General features: G+C 63.9%; 18 protein-coding genes and 1 tRNA gene. 7 read left to right on the plus strand and 12 right to left on the minus strand.

Annotation, left to right across the window (positions count from 1 at the left end; translation table 11 throughout):
• The first annotated feature begins 12 nt into the window (after positions 1-12).
• Complete coding sequence (locus PMX72_RS04025) at positions 13-798, plus strand: response regulator transcription factor (RefSeq protein WP_117785977.1); 786 nt, start codon at positions 13-15, stop codon at positions 796-798.
• Positions 782-2077, plus strand: coding sequence for a sensor histidine kinase (locus PMX72_RS04030; RefSeq protein WP_117785978.1), 1296 nt, complete (start codon positions 782-784; stop codon positions 2075-2077). The genes PMX72_RS04025 and PMX72_RS04030 overlap by 17 nt, the downstream gene beginning before the upstream one ends.
• 75 nt (positions 2078-2152) lie before the next feature.
• Here the strand turns inward: PMX72_RS04030 and PMX72_RS04035 are convergent, their stop codons facing one another.
• Together PMX72_RS04035 and PMX72_RS04040 are read right to left on the minus strand one after the other, a co-directional pair.
• Positions 2153-2527 (minus strand): VOC family protein, encoded by a 375-nt coding sequence (locus PMX72_RS04035; protein WP_117757630.1) that lies wholly within the window; start codon positions 2525-2527, stop codon positions 2153-2155.
• Between the two features lie 11 nt (positions 2528-2538).
• Positions 2539-2826, minus strand: a complete 288-nt coding sequence (locus tag PMX72_RS04040) for a PTS sugar transporter subunit IIB (protein WP_117564906.1) — start codon at positions 2824-2826, stop codon at positions 2539-2541.
• Positions 2827-2989: 163 nt separating this feature from the next.
• Between PMX72_RS04040 and PMX72_RS04045 the strand changes: the two genes are divergently transcribed.
• A complete protein-coding gene (locus PMX72_RS04045; RefSeq protein ID WP_271728933.1) occupies positions 2990-3613 on the plus strand; it encodes a hypothetical protein in 624 nt (207 codons plus the stop codon).
• 31 nt (positions 3614-3644) lie between these two features.
• Positions 3645-3729 (plus strand) — tRNA-Leu (locus PMX72_RS04050).
• 421 nt (positions 3730-4150) lie between these two features.
• Here PMX72_RS04050 and PMX72_RS04055 read toward each other — a convergent pair.
• The 6 genes from PMX72_RS04055 to larC2 all read right to left on the minus strand — a co-directional run bounded on the left by PMX72_RS04055 (position 4151) and on the right by larC2 (position 9578).
• Positions 4151-5167 (minus strand): Ppx/GppA phosphatase family protein, encoded by a 1017-nt coding sequence (locus tag PMX72_RS04055; RefSeq protein ID WP_271728934.1) that lies wholly within the window; start codon positions 5165-5167, stop codon positions 4151-4153.
• Positions 5168-5187: 20 nt separating this feature from the next.
• Complete coding sequence (locus tag PMX72_RS04060) at positions 5188-5949, minus strand: hypothetical protein (protein WP_233502567.1); 762 nt, start codon at positions 5947-5949, stop codon at positions 5188-5190.
• Between the two features lie 195 nt (positions 5950-6144).
• The gene (gene eno, locus PMX72_RS04065) at positions 6145-7434 is read right to left on the minus strand and encodes a phosphopyruvate hydratase (protein ID WP_117629967.1); all 1290 of its coding nucleotides are present in this window, start codon (positions 7432-7434) and stop codon (positions 6145-6147) included.
• Between the two features lie 189 nt (positions 7435-7623).
• Positions 7624-8484, minus strand: a complete 861-nt coding sequence (gene mazG, locus PMX72_RS04070) for a nucleoside triphosphate pyrophosphohydrolase (RefSeq protein WP_271728935.1) — start codon at positions 8482-8484, stop codon at positions 7624-7626.
• Positions 8485-8486: 2 nt separating this feature from the next.
• A complete protein-coding gene (yfcE, locus tag PMX72_RS04075; RefSeq protein WP_117646212.1) occupies positions 8487-9035 on the minus strand; it encodes a phosphodiesterase in 549 nt (182 codons plus the stop codon).
• Positions 9036-9092: 57 nt separating this feature from the next.
• Positions 9093-9578 (minus strand): nickel pincer cofactor biosynthesis protein LarC2, encoded by a 486-nt coding sequence (gene larC2 / locus PMX72_RS04080; RefSeq protein ID WP_271728936.1) that lies wholly within the window; start codon positions 9576-9578, stop codon positions 9093-9095.
• A gap of 382 nt (positions 9579-9960) precedes the next feature.
• Here larC2 and PMX72_RS04085 point away from each other — a divergent pair, with 382 nt between their 5' ends.
• The 3 genes from PMX72_RS04085 (at position 9961) to PMX72_RS04095 (ending at position 15090) form a co-directional block, all read left to right on the plus strand.
• On the plus strand, positions 9961-13527 hold the full coding sequence (locus PMX72_RS04085; RefSeq protein ID WP_271728937.1) for a thiol reductant ABC exporter subunit CydD/CydC: 3567 nt from the start codon (positions 9961-9963) through the stop codon (positions 13525-13527).
• Positions 13528-13947, plus strand: a complete 420-nt coding sequence (locus PMX72_RS04090) for a nitrous oxide-stimulated promoter family protein (RefSeq protein WP_271728938.1) — start codon at positions 13528-13530, stop codon at positions 13945-13947.
• Between the two features lie 231 nt (positions 13948-14178).
• Positions 14179-15090: a PHP domain-containing protein gene (locus PMX72_RS04095; RefSeq protein WP_117767024.1), complete on the plus strand. Its 912-nt coding sequence runs from the start codon at positions 14179-14181 to the stop codon at positions 15088-15090.
• A 27-nt stretch (positions 15091-15117) separates the two neighbouring features.
• On the opposite strand, the gene hisE is transcribed toward PMX72_RS04095, so the two are convergent.
• From hisE to hisF, 4 genes are read right to left on the minus strand one after another with little or no spacing between them, the layout of a single operon-like run.
• Entirely contained in the window at positions 15118-15435 is a 318-nt protein-coding gene (gene hisE / locus PMX72_RS04100; RefSeq protein WP_117583614.1) for a phosphoribosyl-ATP diphosphatase, read from the minus strand.
• A 15-nt stretch (positions 15436-15450) separates the two neighbouring features.
• On the minus strand, positions 15451-15678 hold the full coding sequence (locus PMX72_RS04105; RefSeq protein WP_117772820.1) for an RDAC family protein: 228 nt from the start codon (positions 15676-15678) through the stop codon (positions 15451-15453).
• Complete coding sequence (gene hisI, locus PMX72_RS04110; protein WP_271728939.1) at positions 15675-16016, minus strand: phosphoribosyl-AMP cyclohydrolase; 342 nt, start codon at positions 16014-16016, stop codon at positions 15675-15677. The genes PMX72_RS04105 and hisI overlap by 4 nt, the downstream gene beginning before the upstream one ends.
• Positions 16017-16799: an imidazole glycerol phosphate synthase subunit HisF gene (hisF, locus tag PMX72_RS04115; protein WP_117759418.1), complete on the minus strand. Its 783-nt coding sequence runs from the start codon at positions 16797-16799 to the stop codon at positions 16017-16019.
• Positions 16800-16802 lie beyond the last annotated feature (3 nt).

The following is a 16802-nucleotide window of genomic DNA, read 5'->3' on the forward strand; positions in this document are numbered from 1 at the left end:
ACGGGGGCACGCATGGCACGGATTCTGATCGTAGAGGACGAGGAGAAAATCGCCCGCTTTGTGACGCTCGAGCTGGAGCACGAAGGCTACCAGGTGGAGCACGCCGCCGACGGTCGCACCGCCGTGAACCTGGCGCTGGAGCGCGACTACGATCTGATTCTGCTCGATGTGCTGTTGCCGCAGCTCAACGGTATGGAGGTCCTGCGGCGTGTCCGCAAGCACAAGGATGTGCCGGTGATTATGGTCACCGCGCGCGATGCCGTGATGGACAAGGTGGCCGGGCTCGATGCCGGCGCCGACGATTACCTGACCAAGCCATTTGCGATTGAGGAGCTGTTCGCACGGATCCGCGTGGCGCTGAAGCGCTCGGAGGCCGTGCGGGCGGCTTCGGGCATTGGAGGCGCCGGTACTGGGGCGGGCGCGGCAGGCGGCGCGGGCGCCGGTATCGCCACAATGCCCCCGGCAACCGACACGGCCCAGACCGCTGCCACGCCCTCCCACGCCGCGCTTACCGTTGACTCGGTTGCGCTCGACCCCGACCGCCGCGAAGTCACGGTCGGTGGCTCGCCCATCGCGCTCACGGCCCGCGAGTTCGACGTCCTCGCCCTGCTTATGACGCATGCCGAAACCGTGCTCACGCGCGAGCGCATCGCGCACGAGGCGCTGGGCTACGAATACGTGGGCGACACCAACAACGTCGACGTGCACATCGCGCACCTGCGCGCCAAGATCGAAGACGCCGGCGGTGCCCGCATCATCCAAACCGTGCGCGGGGTGGGCTATGTCTGCCGTGCGTAACGCCGAGGTCAAGCGCGTCACCTCCATCGCCCGCGCCATCAACTGGAGCTATATGTGGCGCCGCTTGATGAGCCACATCTGGCTCGATCTGTTACTGTTGGTTATTGCGGCGGCGATCCTCGTCTATGGATACAACCAGACGCTGCCCAACGGCGCGTTTACCGCAGGATGGATCCCCAGCGCCACCGTTCGCGGCATGTCGCTGACGCCCGCGCACGGCTGGGACCCCGCCACGCTCACCTATACCGTCGAGCTTGCGCGCACCACCAAGACCTTCCCCCTCGCGCAGGACCTCATCGCGCTGTGGCCCCTCTATCTTGTCGTTGCAGGTGGGCAGGTCATCAGCGTGCTCAACATGCTCGGCGGCGCCCGCCGCGTGCGCCGCACCATGGCGCCGCTCAACGATCTGGCCCTGCGCGTGGACGAACTCGGCCGCATGCAGCTCTCCGGCGGCAAGATGGAAACACTGGAGCAGGCCATCGAGCGCGCAAGCGTCGACTCGCCGAGCGTCACTACCGGCGACGCCGACCTGGCAAGCATCGAGGTTGCACTCAACCGCCTACTGCGCCAGATGCAAGAGGCCAAGCTGCAGCAGATGCGCTTTGTCAACGATGCGAGCCACGAGCTGCGCACGCCCATCGCGGTGATTCAGGGCTACGTGAACATGCTCGACCGCTGGGGCAAAGACGACCCGGACGTGCTGGCAGAGTCCATTGCCTCGCTCAAGGCCGAAAGCGAGCATATGCAGGAGCTCGTGGAGCAGCTGCTGTTTTTGGCGCGCGGCGATGCCGGGCGCACGGTCCTGCGGCGTGCGAATACTAACCTGGCCGCACTGGTCGGCGAGGTATGCGAGGAATCGCAGATGATCGATGCCGCGCACACATATCGACTGGCGTACGATGCCGCACTTACCAGCGACCCGCGCTGCGACGCGCCCGTTGACGTGGCGCTCGTGAAGCAGGCTCTGCGCGTGATCGTGCAGAACGCCGCCAAGTATTCGGACGCGGGCACATCCATCTCGTTTGGCGTGACGCCGGATGCGGGCGCGGGCACGATCGACATAAGTGTTGAGGACGAGGGCATCGGCATGAACCAGGAATCCGCAGCCCACGCGTTTGAACGGTTCTACCGCGCCGACAACGCACGCGATGCCGGCGCGCAGGGCTCGGGTCTGGGGCTTGCCATTGCCAAGTGGATCGTCGACAGCCATGGCGGTGTCATTGGCGTGACCTCAGTCGAGGGCGTCGGCAGCCGCTTTACGATTCGCCTGCCGCGCTAGGAAGCCCCTCGGCATAAATAAAGGGATAGGGCCACACGGCCCTATCCCTTTTTGCTAGCTATGGCAGCTTGTGCGCTACTCGCGGCACAGGTGCACGGCGAAACCGGCAAACTCGCGCTTAAAGTACACGAGCTTGGTGCCGCCGTCGGGCAGCAGCACGCGCGACTCCTCGTTGACCTCGAGCCCGCGCTCGGCAAACCACTTCTCGGCCGCATCGATGTCGTTGACAGCAAAGCCAATGTGGCCCTTGGCGCCACGACCGTTCTGCTTCATGATCTCGACCAGCGAATCGTTAAAGTACGAAACCGGGGTCTCGATAACGGGCAGGCCCATCATCGTCGAGAACAGCTCCGCGATCTCCAGGGCATCTGCCGGGTCGGTGGCGTTAATGCCCACATGGGCAACGCGCATGCCAAAGAGCTCGACCGGATTGGCGTTCTGCTCACTCATACAGTCAGCGCCTACTGAGCCATGACGTCGAGGACGGCCTTCTCGGCAGCGACGCGGTTCATGCCGGTCATGAAGGGCACGCCACTCACGTACGGGCAGGTGAGGCCCTCGGGGGCAACGGTGGTGGCGATCAGCAGGTCGGCGCCCTCGTCGCAGTAGTCCTTGGCCTCGGAGATGGCGCACTGCACGATCTCGTACTTGCCGGCGTAACCGTTGGCGTCGAGCAAGGTGGCGACCTTCTGGGCAACGAGCGTGGAAGTAGCAGCGCCAGCACCGCAAGCCAAAACGATCTTCTTCATAGGTAATGTCTCCCTTCATGGTTTACTTTAGGTAAGTGTACCGCAGCGAGCGATAGCACTCGGCCTCGATGAGCTTTTATGCCAGTTTGCTTGCGCGCTGCGTATAATACATCCAGTACGTGTTGTCATACCGCTCGCTTTATGAGTGACTAAGGACCCTAATATGCCCGATTCCCGCACACTCTGGACCGCCGTCGTTATCATCTGCATCGCCGTGTCGGTGTTCTTTAGCGTCAAAAAACGCACCACGTTTAAACGCCTGCAGCAGCTTATGGCCGCTAAGCAGTGGGACGAGTTCGATCGTTTGCTCGACGGCAAACTCACCAGCATGCTGTACCCGCGCTACAACCGCGACTACCTGCGCCTGAACTCCTATCTGCTGCGCGAGGACCACAAGCGCGCCGATGAGATGTTCGATTTGCTGCTGGGGCTCAATCTGCCCAAGATGCAGCGCGTCGACCTGGTCATTAAGGCCTTTAACTACTACGTTGGTCAGGAGGACCGCAAAAAGTCCAAGGAGCTCCTGCACGAGATCAAGGGCTTTGAGGGCGATCAGGCCGAGGCGGTCGCACACGAATGCCAGCTGATGTATGACACGATGATCCTCAAGCGCCACAACGATATTCCCGAGCTGGAGCGCATGCTCAAGGAAGCCGGTGACGACAAGGTCAAGAGCTGCCGCCTGGAATACCTGCTGGCCCTGCAGTACCAGAACAAGGGCGACGAAGCCAAGTTCCAGGAGTTCCTGGAGAAGTCGGGCCAACACTCGATGGCCGTCAACGCGTAACGGGCGGCTTGTGCTAGACTTCTAGTCTCACGGGGGCGTGGCGGAATTGGCATACGCAGGAGACTTAAAATCTCTCGCCGCAAGGATTGTGGGTTCGAGTCCCACCGCCCCTACCACGTATTGTTTACGGGCCCGTGTCCCCCAGGGATGCGGGCTCGTTTCTTTAAGATGCCGGCGGGACTCGAACCCGCGAGGGGGCGAGCGTTAAGCGGACGCGCAGCGTCCGTAGCGAGCCGGCGAGGGCGCCGACAGGCGGCCGAAGCCGGTGCGTATTTGCGCAGCAAATGCGCAGACGTCCCACCGCCCCTACCATTTGGCTTTTACGGGCCCGTGTCCCCCGGGGATGCGGGCTCATTTCTTTTGAACGCCGTCAACTGCAGAGCAGATAATTTGGGACGGGGCTTTTTTGACTGCCCATATCAACCCAAGGACTGTCCCCAGGTGCCGGCAGAAAAGGAACGTCCCTAAGTGCCGGCTGTTGAGTTGCGGTGGAATAGGGACTGTTTGGGGCCCGAAAGGGCGATTTTAGTCCGTATTTCACCGCAACTTATTGGAGGGTGCTGAGGCTGGGGGGGTCCAGCCGATGGTGGGTAGCTCGCCGTCGAGAACCTCGTTAATGGTGGCGGCCATACCGGCAAGCAGGCTGTTCTCGCTCACGGTAAGCGCCCTGTAGCCACCGGCGCGCATAAGCTCGCGGATCACCACGGCGCCGGCCAGAATCACGCCCGCGCGCTTGGGCTGCACGCCCGGCAACGCGGCAATGCCCGTAACGTCCAGCGCGGACATGCGCTCGATAGCGGCCGAGACCTGCTCCATCGAAAGCTCGCGCAGGTGCACAAAGCTCGAATCGTACGGCTCCAGTTCGTGAACGAGCGCCACGAGCGTGGTGACGGTACCGCCCACCGCAACGAGGCGTTCGGCGCGCTCAAAGTCGCTGGGCAGGCCTTCAAAATAGGCGGCGAACTGCTCGCCTGCCCACGCGGCAGCGGCAGCAAGCTCGCCATCCGCGGGCGGCAACGCGGAGAAAAAGCGCTCCGTCACGCGACGGCAACCGATGTCCAGCGAGCGCGTTCCCTCCAGCGCAAAGACGCCGCGCTCCGGAGCGTATACGCCCGTCGCGAGTTCCGTGGACCCGCCGCCCGAATCCGCGACGATGATGCGCTCGCCGGCAAAGTCGTGCGCCACGCCAAAAAACGTCAGGCGCGCCTCGACCTCGCCCGGAATCACCTGTGGTTCGAGCCCCAACTCGCGCAGGCCGTCCAGCAGCAACGCGGCATCGGACGCATCGCGCGCGGCACTCGTGCACGTGGTGCAGACGCACACGGCCCCAAAGGCGCGCGCCTCGTCCACAAACGTACGGCACGCAGCGAGCACACGCTCAACGGCCGCCTCGCAAAAGCGGCCCGTCGCGTCCACGCCCTCGCCCAGGTCGGTAATCTCGGTATGCTTGGACGATTCCACGATCGCCCCGGCCTCGACCTGCGCCAGCACCAGTCGCGACGACACCGTTCCCAGGTCGATCGCGGCTACCTTATAGCGTTTGCAATTTGTCATTGCGGGCTCCCCTCCGGGCGCTATTTGCCGTTGGACACGACCGTCTGGCCCTCGACGCCGTTAAACCCAAACAGCATGTCGAGCGCCTGGATGTACCACGGCGCGTCCTTGCCGACTTCTTCGATTTCCTTGGCCACTTCGCTGGCCTTCTTGGCGTTTGAGGACTTTTTGCTCGACGACGAGTCCGAATCGTCGTCCAAGCCCAGCACGTCAATCTTCTTCTCGCCGGGCATCACCAGGCCCAGGTCCTCGGACGCCGCGTCCTTGATACCCTCCTCCGAGAGCAGCTTGTCGACGCTTTTTTGCAGCTCATCATTGTATTGCTGGCGAATCTCGACCTGCTTGGCCAAGATATCGCTCGAACGCTTTGCCACGTACAGGTCGCGCACGGGGAAATACAGGCTCACGAGCACCAGCGCCACCACGACACCGATAAACAGCGGACGCAGAGAGCCATGCGTAAAGTCATAGATCGCCTTGACCACCGCGTTGTCGTTGGCGTAGCGCATAAAGTCCGAGCCCGAAAAGCGGTTCGAGGGCCTGCTCGATTTGTCGTGTGCCTGAGTCGAGGGACGCGACGTATGCGACGAACGTGCCGGGCGCACCGGTCCATCTGTCGAAGTATTCACTTGAGCATTGGGGCGCGAGGTACTTGTCGGGCGCTGCACGGGGCGGTCGACGCCGGCGTAGGCGGGCCCACCGAGCTGCACCGTGCGTGCACGGCGAGGCGACGGCTCGCGTGAACCGGCGGAATAGTACCTGTTGTCGTAAATCTGATCCATGTGCGCCTTGTGCGGTTGAGGTTTGTTTGCGCTAAGTCCTTTAGTTATAGCACGAGCGCCCGCACCGCCTTCGCCAGCCATTGCTCGACATAAAAAAGGCGCTGAGCCATATGGCCCAGCGCCCACAGCGCTTTGCGGCGTCCAGCCAAGGCGGGGCGGAACCGAGTCAGCCTCCTCCTCGCCAAATTCGCCCGTTTAGCGAATGTTGTAGAACGCGGCCTTGCCGGCGTAGCGCGCGCTGCCCTCGAGCTCGTCCTCGATGCGAATGAGCTGGTTGTACTTGGCGATACGGTCGCTGCGGCACGGGGCGCCCGACTTGATCTGGCCGGCATTGACGCCCACGACCAGGTCGGCGATCGTGGAATCCTCGGTCTCGCCGGAGCGGTGACTCACGATGCAGGCGTAACCGGCCTCCTTGGCGGTCTCGATGGCCTCGAGCGACTCGGTGAGCGTGCCGATCTGATTGACCTTGACCAGGATCGCGTTGGCGGCACCCAGCTCGATGCCCTTCTTGAGGCGCTCGGTGTTGGTGACGAACAGGTCGTCGCCCACCAGCTGCACCTTGTTGCCAATGCGGCGGGTAAGCTCAACCCAACCGTCCCAGTCCTCCTCGGCCATGCCGTCCTCGATGGAGATGATGGGATAGGTGTCGACGAGCTTCTCCCAGTAATCAACCATCTGGGCACTCGTGTACTCCACGCCCTCGCCCTTGAGCTCGTACATGCCGGTCTCGGCGTTGTAGAACTCGGTCGAGGCCGGATCCATGGCGTACATGAAGTCGACGCCGGGCTTAAAGCCAGCCTTCTCGACGGCCTTGGTAATGTACTCGAACGGCTCGGCATTGGTCTTGAGGTTGGGCGCAAAGCCGCCCTCGTCGCCCACGCCGCCGCCCAGGCCCGCCTCGTGCAGCACGCCCTTAAGGGTGTGGTAGACCTCGGCGCACCAACGCAGGCCCTCGGCAAAGCTCGGGGCGCCCACCGGCATGATCATGAACTCCTGGAAGTCAACGTTATTGTCGGCATGGACGCCACCGTTGAGGATATTCATCATAGGCGTGGGCAGCAGGTGGGCGTTGACGCCGCCCAGGTACTGGTACAGCGACAGGCCCGCCGACTCGGCAGCGGCGCGGGCGACGGCCAGCGACACGCCCAGGATGGCGTTGGCACCGAGCTTGGTCTTGTTGGGGGTACCGTCCGCGGCAATCAGCGCGGCATCGACGGCGCGCTGGTCGAAGGCGTCGAGGCCCACGACGGCGTTAGCGCACTCGTTATTGACGTGCTCGACGGCCCGAGAGACGCCCTTGCCCAGATAGCGGCCCTTGTCGCCATCACGCAGCTCGCAGGCCTCAAAGGCGCCGGTCGAAGCACCCGAAGGCACCATTGCGCGGCCAAAGCTGCCGTCCTCGAGCACGACCTCGACCTCGACGGTGGGATTGCCGCGGCTGTCGAGCACCTCGCGACCGTAGACGTCCAAAATATCGCTCATGTTGTCTCCCTCTCACTTGGAAACATAGTGGATGCAAGCGACCGGCTGACCGTGCACCGTCGGTGCGCCTCCGTAAGTTAGCCATGTCGCACTTTTTGCATTATGCCCTAAGTTAGCCGAGGGATACACTTGATTTTCGAAAAATTTAGCGGGAACGATGAGGCGTGCCAGCCCGTCGTTCCCGCAGTCTTACTCCTCCGCCTTTGCGGCATCCCACAGGTCGTTGAGGCCGTGGGTCGAAAGCTCGGCAAGATCAACGTGGGCGTCGGATGCCATCTGCTCCATTGCGGCCCAACGGCGACGGAACTTGGCCGTGCTGGCGCGCAGAGCGCTCTCGGCGTCGATGCCCTCTTTGCGCGCAACGTTGACCAGGGCAAAGAGCAGGTCGCCAAACTCCATCTCGCGCTCGGGCGAGCCGGAAGCCTCGGCCTCAAACTCGGCACGCTCCTCGGCGACCTCGTCCCACACGTCCTGGACCGTCTCCCACTCAAAGCCCACGGCAGCCGCCTTGCGCGACACCTTCTGAGCCTGCATCAGCGCCGGCAGGTGCGTGGGCACGCCGTCGAGCAGACCCTCGGGCGCGGCCTCGCCTGCCGCCACGGCCTGGTCTTTGGCGGCCTTCTCGGCAAGCTTGACCTCGTCCCAAATCTTGAGCACCTCATCGGAGCTGTCAGCATCCGCATCGCCAAAGACGTGCGGATGCCGACGGATGAGCTTGGCGTCGATATCGTGCGCCACGTCGGCCAGCGTAAACTCGCCGGCATCCGCGGCAATCTGTGCATGCAGCACTACCTGCATGAGCACATCGCCCAGCTCCTCGCGAAGGTGTGCCGCATCGTCGGCCTCGATGCAGTCGAGCGCCTCGTAGGCCTCCTCGATCATGTTCTTGCCAATGCTCTGATGCGTCTGTTCGCGGTCCCACGGGCAGCCATCGGGCTGACGCAGGCGCCAGATGGTCTGCACCAGATGCTGCAGCTCGGCCGACGCGTCGACCAGCGTGGACAGGTCGCGCGAACCCTCGGCATTTTGCTGAGCCATATGCTCGGCCATGGTTATTCCTCCTCCAGGATCACGTGACGGAACGCGCCGTCCTCGTAGATGCCATAGCTGTGCGTACCGTCCTTGGGAATGCTCACGCTGCCGGGGTTAAAGAGCCACAGGCCCGGGTGCGCCTCGCTTGCCTCGTTAACCTTGATGTGCGTGTGGCCGTAGACGAGCGCGGAGCCCTCGGGCAGCGCGGGCGCGTGGTCAACGCTGTTATGCATGCCAGCGCCAAAGACGTGGCCATGCGTCAGGAACAGCTCGCGGCCGGTCTCGTCGAACAGCGTGGCGTAGTCGGCCATGACGGGGAAGTCGAGCACCATCTGGTCGACCTCGGCGTCGCAGTTGCCGCGGACGGCGATGATGCGGTCGGCCAGGGCGTTGAGCAGCGGAATCACGCGCTTGGGAGCGTAGTCGCGCGGCAGGTCGTTGCGCGGGCCGTGGTAGAGCAAGTCGCCCAGCAGCACGATGCGGTCGGGCTGCTCGGATTCGATGGCGGCGACCAGACGCTCGGTCCAGTATGCCGAGCCGTGAATGTCGGAAGCGATGAGGTATTTCATGGGGAGTCCTTTCGGTGTGGGGTTGATGGGGCTGGGCGCGGGATGTCGCCGGCCGCGCTATTCAAATCGCAGTGCCGGGGCTTGTGCCGCCTGCATCACGCGCTGGAGCGGCACATTATGCTCGCGGGCAAGACGGGCGCAGTCCTCGTACTCGGGCGCCGCACGCTCACTGCCGTCGGGCAGGGTGGCTACTTTGACGGCCACCTCGCCCCAAGGCGTCGCTACCTGCTCAAAACGACGCGGCAGGCAGACGCGTTCCATCACCTGGCGACGAACGGCGTTGGTCGTGGTTTCCAAAAAGATAGTCGTCTGCAGGCGTTCGATATCCTCATGCGAGCAAATCACCTGCAACTGCCATCCGGGGCGGCCCTTTTTGCAGTAGAGGGGCAGCCAGTGCACCTCGCGGGCGCCGGCCTCGCGCAGGCGGTCGGCGGCGTAGGCGAGCACCTCGGGCGACGCGTCATCGATGTCGCACTCCAGCTTGACGATAGTTTCGGGCGCATCGGTCTCGCGGGACAGCGGAGATGTACTTCCACGTTGCATACGGTCCGGATCCTTTCCGCACGGGCTCGTTTTATTCACCCAAACGCTAGCACATCGAACGTGGCACAGGCGTGACTTTCGTCCGTCGTCGCCCTTGCCCCTATCCAAACATGTACGTCAGCCTCCAAACATGTCATTTTTTGTCGGTTTTGGAGGCTGACGTACACGTTTTGGAGCGGGCCGCACACGATCAAAATTGCGCCCGCATTCCGTCCACCACAAAGTTCGCCGCACTCAACAATTTTGAACTTACTACGCAGTTCATCGGCTAAAAATTACCCTCGGCATACTTACCCGCTGCACGATGTTACTCTAGTTGCATTTGGCTAACTAAGCGGCTGCCGAGGACCCAGCCCGGCACCGTTACGGCATAGGAGGTTTCATGTTCGAGAAGCGGCTCTTCTCCCTGGTTCCGCAGGCAACGCCCTACATTATGGCAAGCGTCCTGTTTAAGTGGATCGCGCTCATGGCAAACATCACGGTGATGTGGGTGCTTGCGCGCATCTTGGGCGGTATCGTCACGGACGGCCTTTCCGCCGCGCTCGCCGTCGACGCGCTCGCACAAGCCGCCTTGCCGCTCGCCGTCGCCATCATCGTGCGCGCCGCCGCCATCTACCTGGCTCAGCGCACCGGCGACAAGGCCGCCTTCGAGGCCGTCCGCCGCGCGCGCTCGCTCGTCTACGACAAGCTCACCGCACTCGGCCCCTCCTACACCGAGACCGTCCCCACCGCCGAGGCCGTCCAGACCAGCGTCGAGGGCGCCACGCAGCTCCAGGTGTACTTTGGCGGCTACCTGCCGCAGCTCTTCTTTGCCGGGCTGGCGCCTGCCACGCTGTTCGTCCTGCTCATGGGCCAAGCGGGACTTCCCGCCGCGCTGCTGCTCGCGTGCGTTCCGGTCATCCCTATCTCCATTATGATGGTCATGCGCAACGCCAAAAAGATCGGTGCCGAGTACTGGGGTAGCTATGTCGATCTGGGCGGCATGTTCCTGGAGGCCGTGCAGGGTCTCACCACCCTTAAGGTCTACCAGGCCGATCGCAGCTGGCACGAGCGCATCAACGCCGAGTCCGAGCGTTTCCGCACGGCGACCATGCGCCTGCTGGTGATGCAGTTGCGCTCCATTTGCGTTATGGACCTGGTCGTCTATATGGGCGCCGCGCTCGGCATTATCGTAGCCGCACTGCAGCTCGCCACGGGCAAGATTGGCTTTGAGGCGGCCTTCCTCATCGTCTTTCTGTCGCAGGAGTTCTTTTTGCCCATGCGCTGCCTGGGATCGCTGTTCCACACAGCCATGAACGGCATGGCCGCCTCGCGCCGCATGTTTGGCATCTTGGATACGCCCGAGCCCGAGCGCGGCGATGTTGAGCTTGACGGTCGCGGCGATATCGAGCTCGCGGGCGTGAGCTATGCATACGGCGACCGCACGGTGCTGGACAGCGCCAGCGCGACCATTGCGCACGGCTCGCTCGTGGCACTCGTGGGCGAAAGCGGCGGCGGCAAGTCCACGCTCGCGGGGATTATCGCGGGCCGCAAGGGTGCCTACCGTGGCAGCGTTCGCATCGGCGGCGTCGAGCTGCGCGATGCCACGGCCGCCTCACTCATGCGCACCGTCACCCTGGTGCCCACCAACGGTTACCTGTTTGCCGGCACCCTGCGCGACAACCTGCTGCTCGCCCAGCCCAACGCCACCGATACCGAGCTTTTGCGCGCGCTCGACCGCACGCGCGTGGCGGCCTTTGTGCAGGCCAACGGCGGGCTCGACATGGTGATTAACGAGGGCGGCACCAACCTTTCGGGCGGCCAGCGCCAGCGCGTGTGCATGGCCCGCGCCCTGCTGCACGACTCGCCGATCTATGTGTTTGACGAGGCTACGAGCAGCGTCGATGCCGCAAGCGAGGCCGCGATCGGCGAGGTCATCGCGTCGCTCGCAGGCGAGCACACCGTAATCGTGGTGGCACATCGCCTGTCGACAATCGTGGACGCCGACCAGATTATGGTGCTGGAGCGCGGACGCATTGCCGAGCGCGGGACTCACGGCGAGCTCCTGGCCACCGCGGGCGCCTATGTGCGCATGTGGAACAGCCAGGAGCAGCTCTCGGCATATGCGTATGCAGAGGGTGATGCCGAGGATGCCGGCGCGGTTGAGGCTGTTGACGGCAGCGCCGCCTGTGCCGATGGCCTCAACGGTGCCGGCTCGTCTTCCGCTGCCGCGGCGCCTGACTCCGGCCGCGCCCGTCGCTCGGCGCCGTCCATCATGTGGCGCATGATGGGGCTCGTCCGACCGCTTGCCGGCTGGCTTATGCTAGCTGTCGTGCTGGGCAGCATTGGCATGCTCACCGCCGCGTTCGTGCCGGCCTTTGGCGCCTTTGGCCTTATGGCCGCGCTGGGCCGCAACGCCTTGGGGCTTGGTCTTATCGCAGCATGCGCGGCCTGCGCCGCCTGCGGCATCGCACGCGGACCGCTCCATTACGGAGAGCAGCTCTGCAATCACTACATCGCGTTCCGCCTACTCGCACACATTCGCGACCTGGTGTTTGGCGCCCTGCGCCAGCTCGCCCCCGCCAAGCTCGAGGGCCGCGGCAAGGGCGAGCTCGTGAGCCTGGTCACCTCGGATATCGAGCTGCTCGAGGTCTTCTACGCGCACACCATCTCGCCCATTGCCATCGCTCTGGTCTGCACCGTTGTGTTTGAGGGCTTTTTGCTGGCTGTGAGCCCCGAGCTCGCGGGCATCGCGCTCGTGGCCTACGCGGTCCTGGGCGTGCTACTGCCCCTGACCTCGGCCAAGGCATGCGGCACCACCGGCCGCCAGAGCCGCGAGGGCGCCGGTAAGCTGGGCGCCTATGTGCTCGACAGTCTACGCGGCGCGTCCGAGACTATCCAGTTCGCCGGTGGCGCCGATCGCAGCCGTGCCCTGGCCAAGCTGACCGAGCAAGTCGGCGCCGTGGACGCGCGCCTCAAGCGCCGCCAGGCGGCCAGCGAGGCCGTAGCCGATGCGCTTATTCTTGCGGCCAATCTGGTGATGCTCGGGCATGCGCTGCAGCTGGTGGCTGCGGGAACGATTGATTTTGCCGCAGCGTTTGTCGCCGTCTTTACCTTTGTGTCGTCGTTTGGTTCGGTAATGGCCGTGAGCCGCCTGGGCGCCTCACTGCAGGAGACGCTCGCTTCGGGCGCACGCGTGCTCGATTTGCTCGACGAGCGGCCCCAGTGCGCCGAGGTCGCCGATGGACAGGACGTTGAGTTTGCCGGCGCCGCAGCCGAGCATGTGAGCTTTAGCTATGCGGGCGGCGTGGACGCGGGCGGTGCCGGCGCCACAGAGCAGGTCGCGAACGACGCCGCTGCGAATCTCATCCTCGACGACGTGACCTGCACCTTTGCGCCCGGTACCATGACCTGCATCATGGGGCGCTCGGGCTCGGGCAAGTCGACGCTGCTTAAGCTGCTCATGCGCTTTTGGGACCCCGCAGCCGGCACCATCACGGTGAGCGGTGTCGATGCCCGCCACATCAACACAGCGAGCCTGCGCAGCCACGAGGCCTATATGACCCAGGACACACATCTGTTCTGCGGCACCGTGCGCGAGAATCTGCTGGTCGCGCGCGCCAACGCCACCAATGCCGAGCTGCTCGACGCTTGCCGCTCCGCTTCGCTTACCGCCCTCATCGACCGCCTGCCGCAGGGTCTCGACACCCCGGTTGCCGAGCTGGGCGACTCGCTCTCGGGCGGCGAGCGCCAACGCATCGGCCTTGCGCGCATCTTCCTCAACGACGCGCCTTTCATCTTGCTCGACGAGCCCACCAGCGCACTCGACGCCCTCAACGAGGCGTCCGTAATGCAGGCCGTTGACGAGCTCAAGCGCCGCGGCAAGACCATCGTACTCGTAAGCCACCGTGCCAGCACCTGCGCCTTTGCCGATTGCTCGCTTTCGGTCGAGCACGGGAGGCTGAGCTAGATGGCGCGCACCGCCGACACACCGGAGCTGGCACGCAAACGTGAGCGCGAGGCCCAAATGGTGTCGCAGATGATTGCGCTGTGGTGTCGTGGGCATCATGGCGGCGGGCATGCGGTCGAACAGGCTGGCGACGATGAGCCCGTGCGCGTGAAGCTCCGCCTTCGGACCATTACGCTCTGCCCCGAATGCGCCGAGCTGCAGAAATACGCCATCGCGCGCATTGAGCACTGCCCGCACATGGGCACCAAGACATTTTGCTCGGCCTGTCCTTCGCATTGCTACCGGCCTGCCATGCGCGAGAAGATCCGCGAGATCATGCGCTGGTCGGGACCGTGTATGATCCGCTATCGCCCCATCACCGCCGTAAGACACGCGATGGTAACGGTGCAGGCCAAACGCGTGGCGGCACGAAGCAAGTAGTCGCCGGCGCCGGCACGCGCCGCCCCGCCCCTCGTCCTCATCTCAAAACGTGTACGTCAGCCTCCAAACATGTCATTTTTTGCAGCTTTTGGAGGCTGACGTACACGTTTTGAGAGCAAACGAGGCCGCACCGCGCAGCCTTTCCGATCGATTTCGACCCCCGGCGTGCGCGGCGTGTTGAGAGCTGCACCATTACAATGGAGCGGATTCACCAAATGCAAAGGAGTCGCCATGCCCGCCTGCCCGCTGGTCGATTGCCATACTCATACCTCGTTCTCGGACGGGCACGCCTCGTTCGAGGACAACGTCCGTGCCGCTGCTGCCGCCGGCTGCCGCGTCATGGTCTCGACCGACCACCTTACCCTGCCCGCCAGTATGGATGCTAACTGCGAGGTGCAGGTCGTCGAGGGCGACTTGCCGGCACATCGTTTGGCCTTTGAGGACGCCCGCAAACTCGCCGCGCAGATTGCGCCGGAGCTCACCTTTATCTACGGTTTTGAATGCGATTGGTACGAGGGCTGCGAGCCCTTGGTAGAGCACTGGTCCCAGGGCGCCGTCGTACGTCTGGGCAGCGTGCACTGGATTGGCAACCCGGGCGATATTGCGGCAGGCGCCGCGGGCACGGCAGGGACAGAGGACGTCGCGCGCCCCGATACACCCGATTCCCTTTGCGGTTGGATCGACGACGATACCAACTTGCATGTTTGGGAAAACTTAGGCGTGCGCGGCGTGTGGGAGTGCTACGTCGACGACTGGTGCCGTGCTTGCGAAAGCTCACTCAACTTTGACGCGATGGCCCATCCCGACCTGGTCATGCGCTTTTCGAAGGACGGCTTTGCACCCGACTTTGACCCCGCGCCGTTTTGGGAGCAGATGGCCGAATGCGCCCACGATACGGGTCGCCGCGTTGAGGTCTCGACCGCCGCACCGCGCAAGGGGCTCGACGATTACTACCCCGCGACCGGGCTGTTGCGCCGCTTCGCCCATGCCGAGGTGCCCATCACCTTTGGCTCGGACGCGCACCGCGCCTGCGACATCTGCTGGAACATCCGCGAGGCCCAGGCCCACGCCTACGACTGCGGCTACCGGGCCTTCGATATCCCCCACCCCACCGGCGAATGGGAATCCACGCCCCTCGCCTAACTAGTCGTTTAAGAACGTCCCCAATGACTAGTGGCGGCGGGCGTTGAGTTCGCCGGCCAGTTCGTCGAGGGTGATGCCGTAGCGCTCGAGCGTCACGAGCAGGTGGTAGATCAGGTCGCCGGCCTCGTAGCGAATGTGATCGTGGTCGTTATCCTTGCAGGCCATGATCACCTCGCTCGCCTCCTCGGCAAGCTTCTTGAGCAGCTCGTCCTCGACGTCGGTCAGCAGACGGGCGGTGTAGCTCTCCTGTGGCGACGCATCGCGACGACCGTGAATCACCTCGGCCAGACCCGTCAGCGTCTCGCCGATATTTCCCGGCTGCACGTTAGCTGTTCTGACTCCCATGGTTATTTCCTCTCGTTACTGCAGCGTAAAGTAGGTACCGGTCTCATCGAACCGAGGCTTTGCGCCCTTTTTCTCAAAGAACTCGACGATGACGGCATGGGCCTCATTGAGCCTTTCCTTCTCGGCCTCGAGCCAAAGCGACTGCGCCCCGCAGGCATCAGTCAGGTGCACGCGGCATGGCACGCCCGCGCGGAGGAGCTCGGTGTTGCATTCGGCGACCTCGAACGGCGTCACGACTTTCATCGCACTCCCCCTTCCACGCGCTTAAAGAAGCAGGTACGGTTGCCGGTATGGCAGGCCGGGCCCGGTGAGTCCACCTTGACCAGCAGCGTATCGCTATCGCAGTCGGCCCAGAGCTCCTTGACCTCCTGCATGTTGCCACTCGTCGCGCCCTTGTTCCAGAGCTCCTGACGGCTGCGACTCCAAAACCACGTGGTCCCGGTCTTGAGCGTCAGCCCCACCGATTCCTCGTTCATCCAAGCAACCATAAGCACCTCGCCGGTGTCATATTGCTGAACCACACAAGGAATGAGCCCACGGGCGTCGTATTTAAGCTCTGCCGCGGTTGTCACTTGCTCCATTTAAAAATCCAATCTCACAGGTATTCCCTGGCTGGCCATATACTCCTTGACCTGGCGAATGCTGAAGGTTCCAAAGTGAAAGACGCTTGCTGCCAGCACGGCGTCGGCCTCGCCCTCGATCACGCCCTCGGCAAAATGCTCGAGCGTGCCCACGCCGCCGCTTGCGATCACCGGGATCGGCACCGCGCGCGCCACGGCGCGGGTGAGTGCCAGGTCGAAGCCAGCCTTGGTGCCGTCGCGATCCATGCTGGTGAGCAAGATCTCACCGGCGCCGCGACGAGCCGCTTCCTCGGCCCACGCCACCGCATCGATACCCGTGGCGTTGCGACCGCCCGCCGTGAAGACCTCCCACTTGTCGGCATCCGGCTGACCGGGCAGGCCCACGCGCTTGGCATCAATCGCCACGACCACGGCCTGGCTGCCAAACGCCGCGGCAGCCTGGCTAATCAGCGACGGGTCGCGCACGGCCGCCGAGTTGAGCGACACCTTGTCGGCACCGGCGGCAACCATGGTCCGCATGCCCGCCAAGTCGCGAAAGCCGCCGCCCACGGTATAGGGAATGGCCAGCTCCTCGGCCGCGTGCGCTGCCATCTCGATAGTCGTCGCGCGGTTGTCGCTCGTGGCGGTAATGTCCAGGAAGACGACCTCGTCCGCACCCTCGCGGTCGTAGGCACGTGCCAGCTCCACCGGGTCGCCCGCATCGCGCAGGCTCACAAAGTTGACGCCCTTGACCACACGGCCGTCCTTGACGTCTAGGCAGGGAATCACGCGCTTGGTAAGCATGGG

The organism is Collinsella aerofaciens (assembly GCF_028207065.1).
Lineage (GTDB): Bacteria > Actinomycetota > Coriobacteriia > Coriobacteriales > Coriobacteriaceae > Collinsella > Collinsella aerofaciens_AR.

What these genes read in the sequence shown, in the direction of transcription:
- PMX72_RS04025 (WP_117785977.1), top strand. Translation starts at nt 13, where the DNA reads ATGGCACGGATTCTGATCGTAGAGGACGAGGAGAAAATCGCCCGCTTT.
- PMX72_RS04030 (WP_117785978.1), top strand. Translation starts at nt 782, where the DNA reads ATGTCTGCCGTGCGTAACGCCGAGGTCAAGCGCGTCACCTCCATCGCC.
- PMX72_RS04035 (WP_117757630.1), bottom strand. Translation starts at nt 2,527, where the DNA reads ATGAGTGAGCAGAACGCCAATCCGGTCGAGCTCTTTGGCATGCGCGTT.
- PMX72_RS04040 (WP_117564906.1), bottom strand. Translation starts at nt 2,826, where the DNA reads ATGAAGAAGATCGTTTTGGCTTGCGGTGCTGGCGCTGCTACTTCCACG.
- PMX72_RS04045 (WP_271728933.1), top strand. Translation starts at nt 2,990, where the DNA reads ATGCCCGATTCCCGCACACTCTGGACCGCCGTCGTTATCATCTGCATC.
- PMX72_RS04055 (WP_271728934.1), bottom strand. Translation starts at nt 5,167, where the DNA reads ATGACAAATTGCAAACGCTATAAGGTAGCCGCGATCGACCTGGGAACG.
- PMX72_RS04060 (WP_233502567.1), bottom strand. Translation starts at nt 5,949, where the DNA reads ATGGATCAGATTTACGACAACAGGTACTATTCCGCCGGTTCACGCGAG.
- eno (WP_117629967.1), bottom strand. Translation starts at nt 7,434, where the DNA reads ATGAGCGATATTTTGGACGTCTACGGTCGCGAGGTGCTCGACAGCCGC.
- mazG (WP_271728935.1), bottom strand. Translation starts at nt 8,484, where the DNA reads ATGGCCGAGCATATGGCTCAGCAAAATGCCGAGGGTTCGCGCGACCTG.
- yfcE (WP_117646212.1), bottom strand. Translation starts at nt 9,035, where the DNA reads ATGAAATACCTCATCGCTTCCGACATTCACGGCTCGGCATACTGGACC.
- larC2 (WP_271728936.1), bottom strand. Translation starts at nt 9,578, where the DNA reads ATGCAACGTGGAAGTACATCTCCGCTGTCCCGCGAGACCGATGCGCCC.
- PMX72_RS04085 (WP_271728937.1), top strand. Translation starts at nt 9,961, where the DNA reads ATGTTCGAGAAGCGGCTCTTCTCCCTGGTTCCGCAGGCAACGCCCTAC.
- PMX72_RS04090 (WP_271728938.1), top strand. Translation starts at nt 13,528, where the DNA reads ATGGCGCGCACCGCCGACACACCGGAGCTGGCACGCAAACGTGAGCGC.
- PMX72_RS04095 (WP_117767024.1), top strand. Translation starts at nt 14,179, where the DNA reads ATGCCCGCCTGCCCGCTGGTCGATTGCCATACTCATACCTCGTTCTCG.
- hisE (WP_117583614.1), bottom strand. Translation starts at nt 15,435, where the DNA reads ATGGGAGTCAGAACAGCTAACGTGCAGCCGGGAAATATCGGCGAGACG.
- PMX72_RS04105 (WP_117772820.1), bottom strand. Translation starts at nt 15,678, where the DNA reads ATGAAAGTCGTGACGCCGTTCGAGGTCGCCGAATGCAACACCGAGCTC.
- hisI (WP_271728939.1), bottom strand. Translation starts at nt 16,016, where the DNA reads ATGGAGCAAGTGACAACCGCGGCAGAGCTTAAATACGACGCCCGTGGG.
- hisF (WP_117759418.1), bottom strand. Translation starts at nt 16,799, where the DNA reads ATGCTTACCAAGCGCGTGATTCCCTGCCTAGACGTCAAGGACGGCCGT.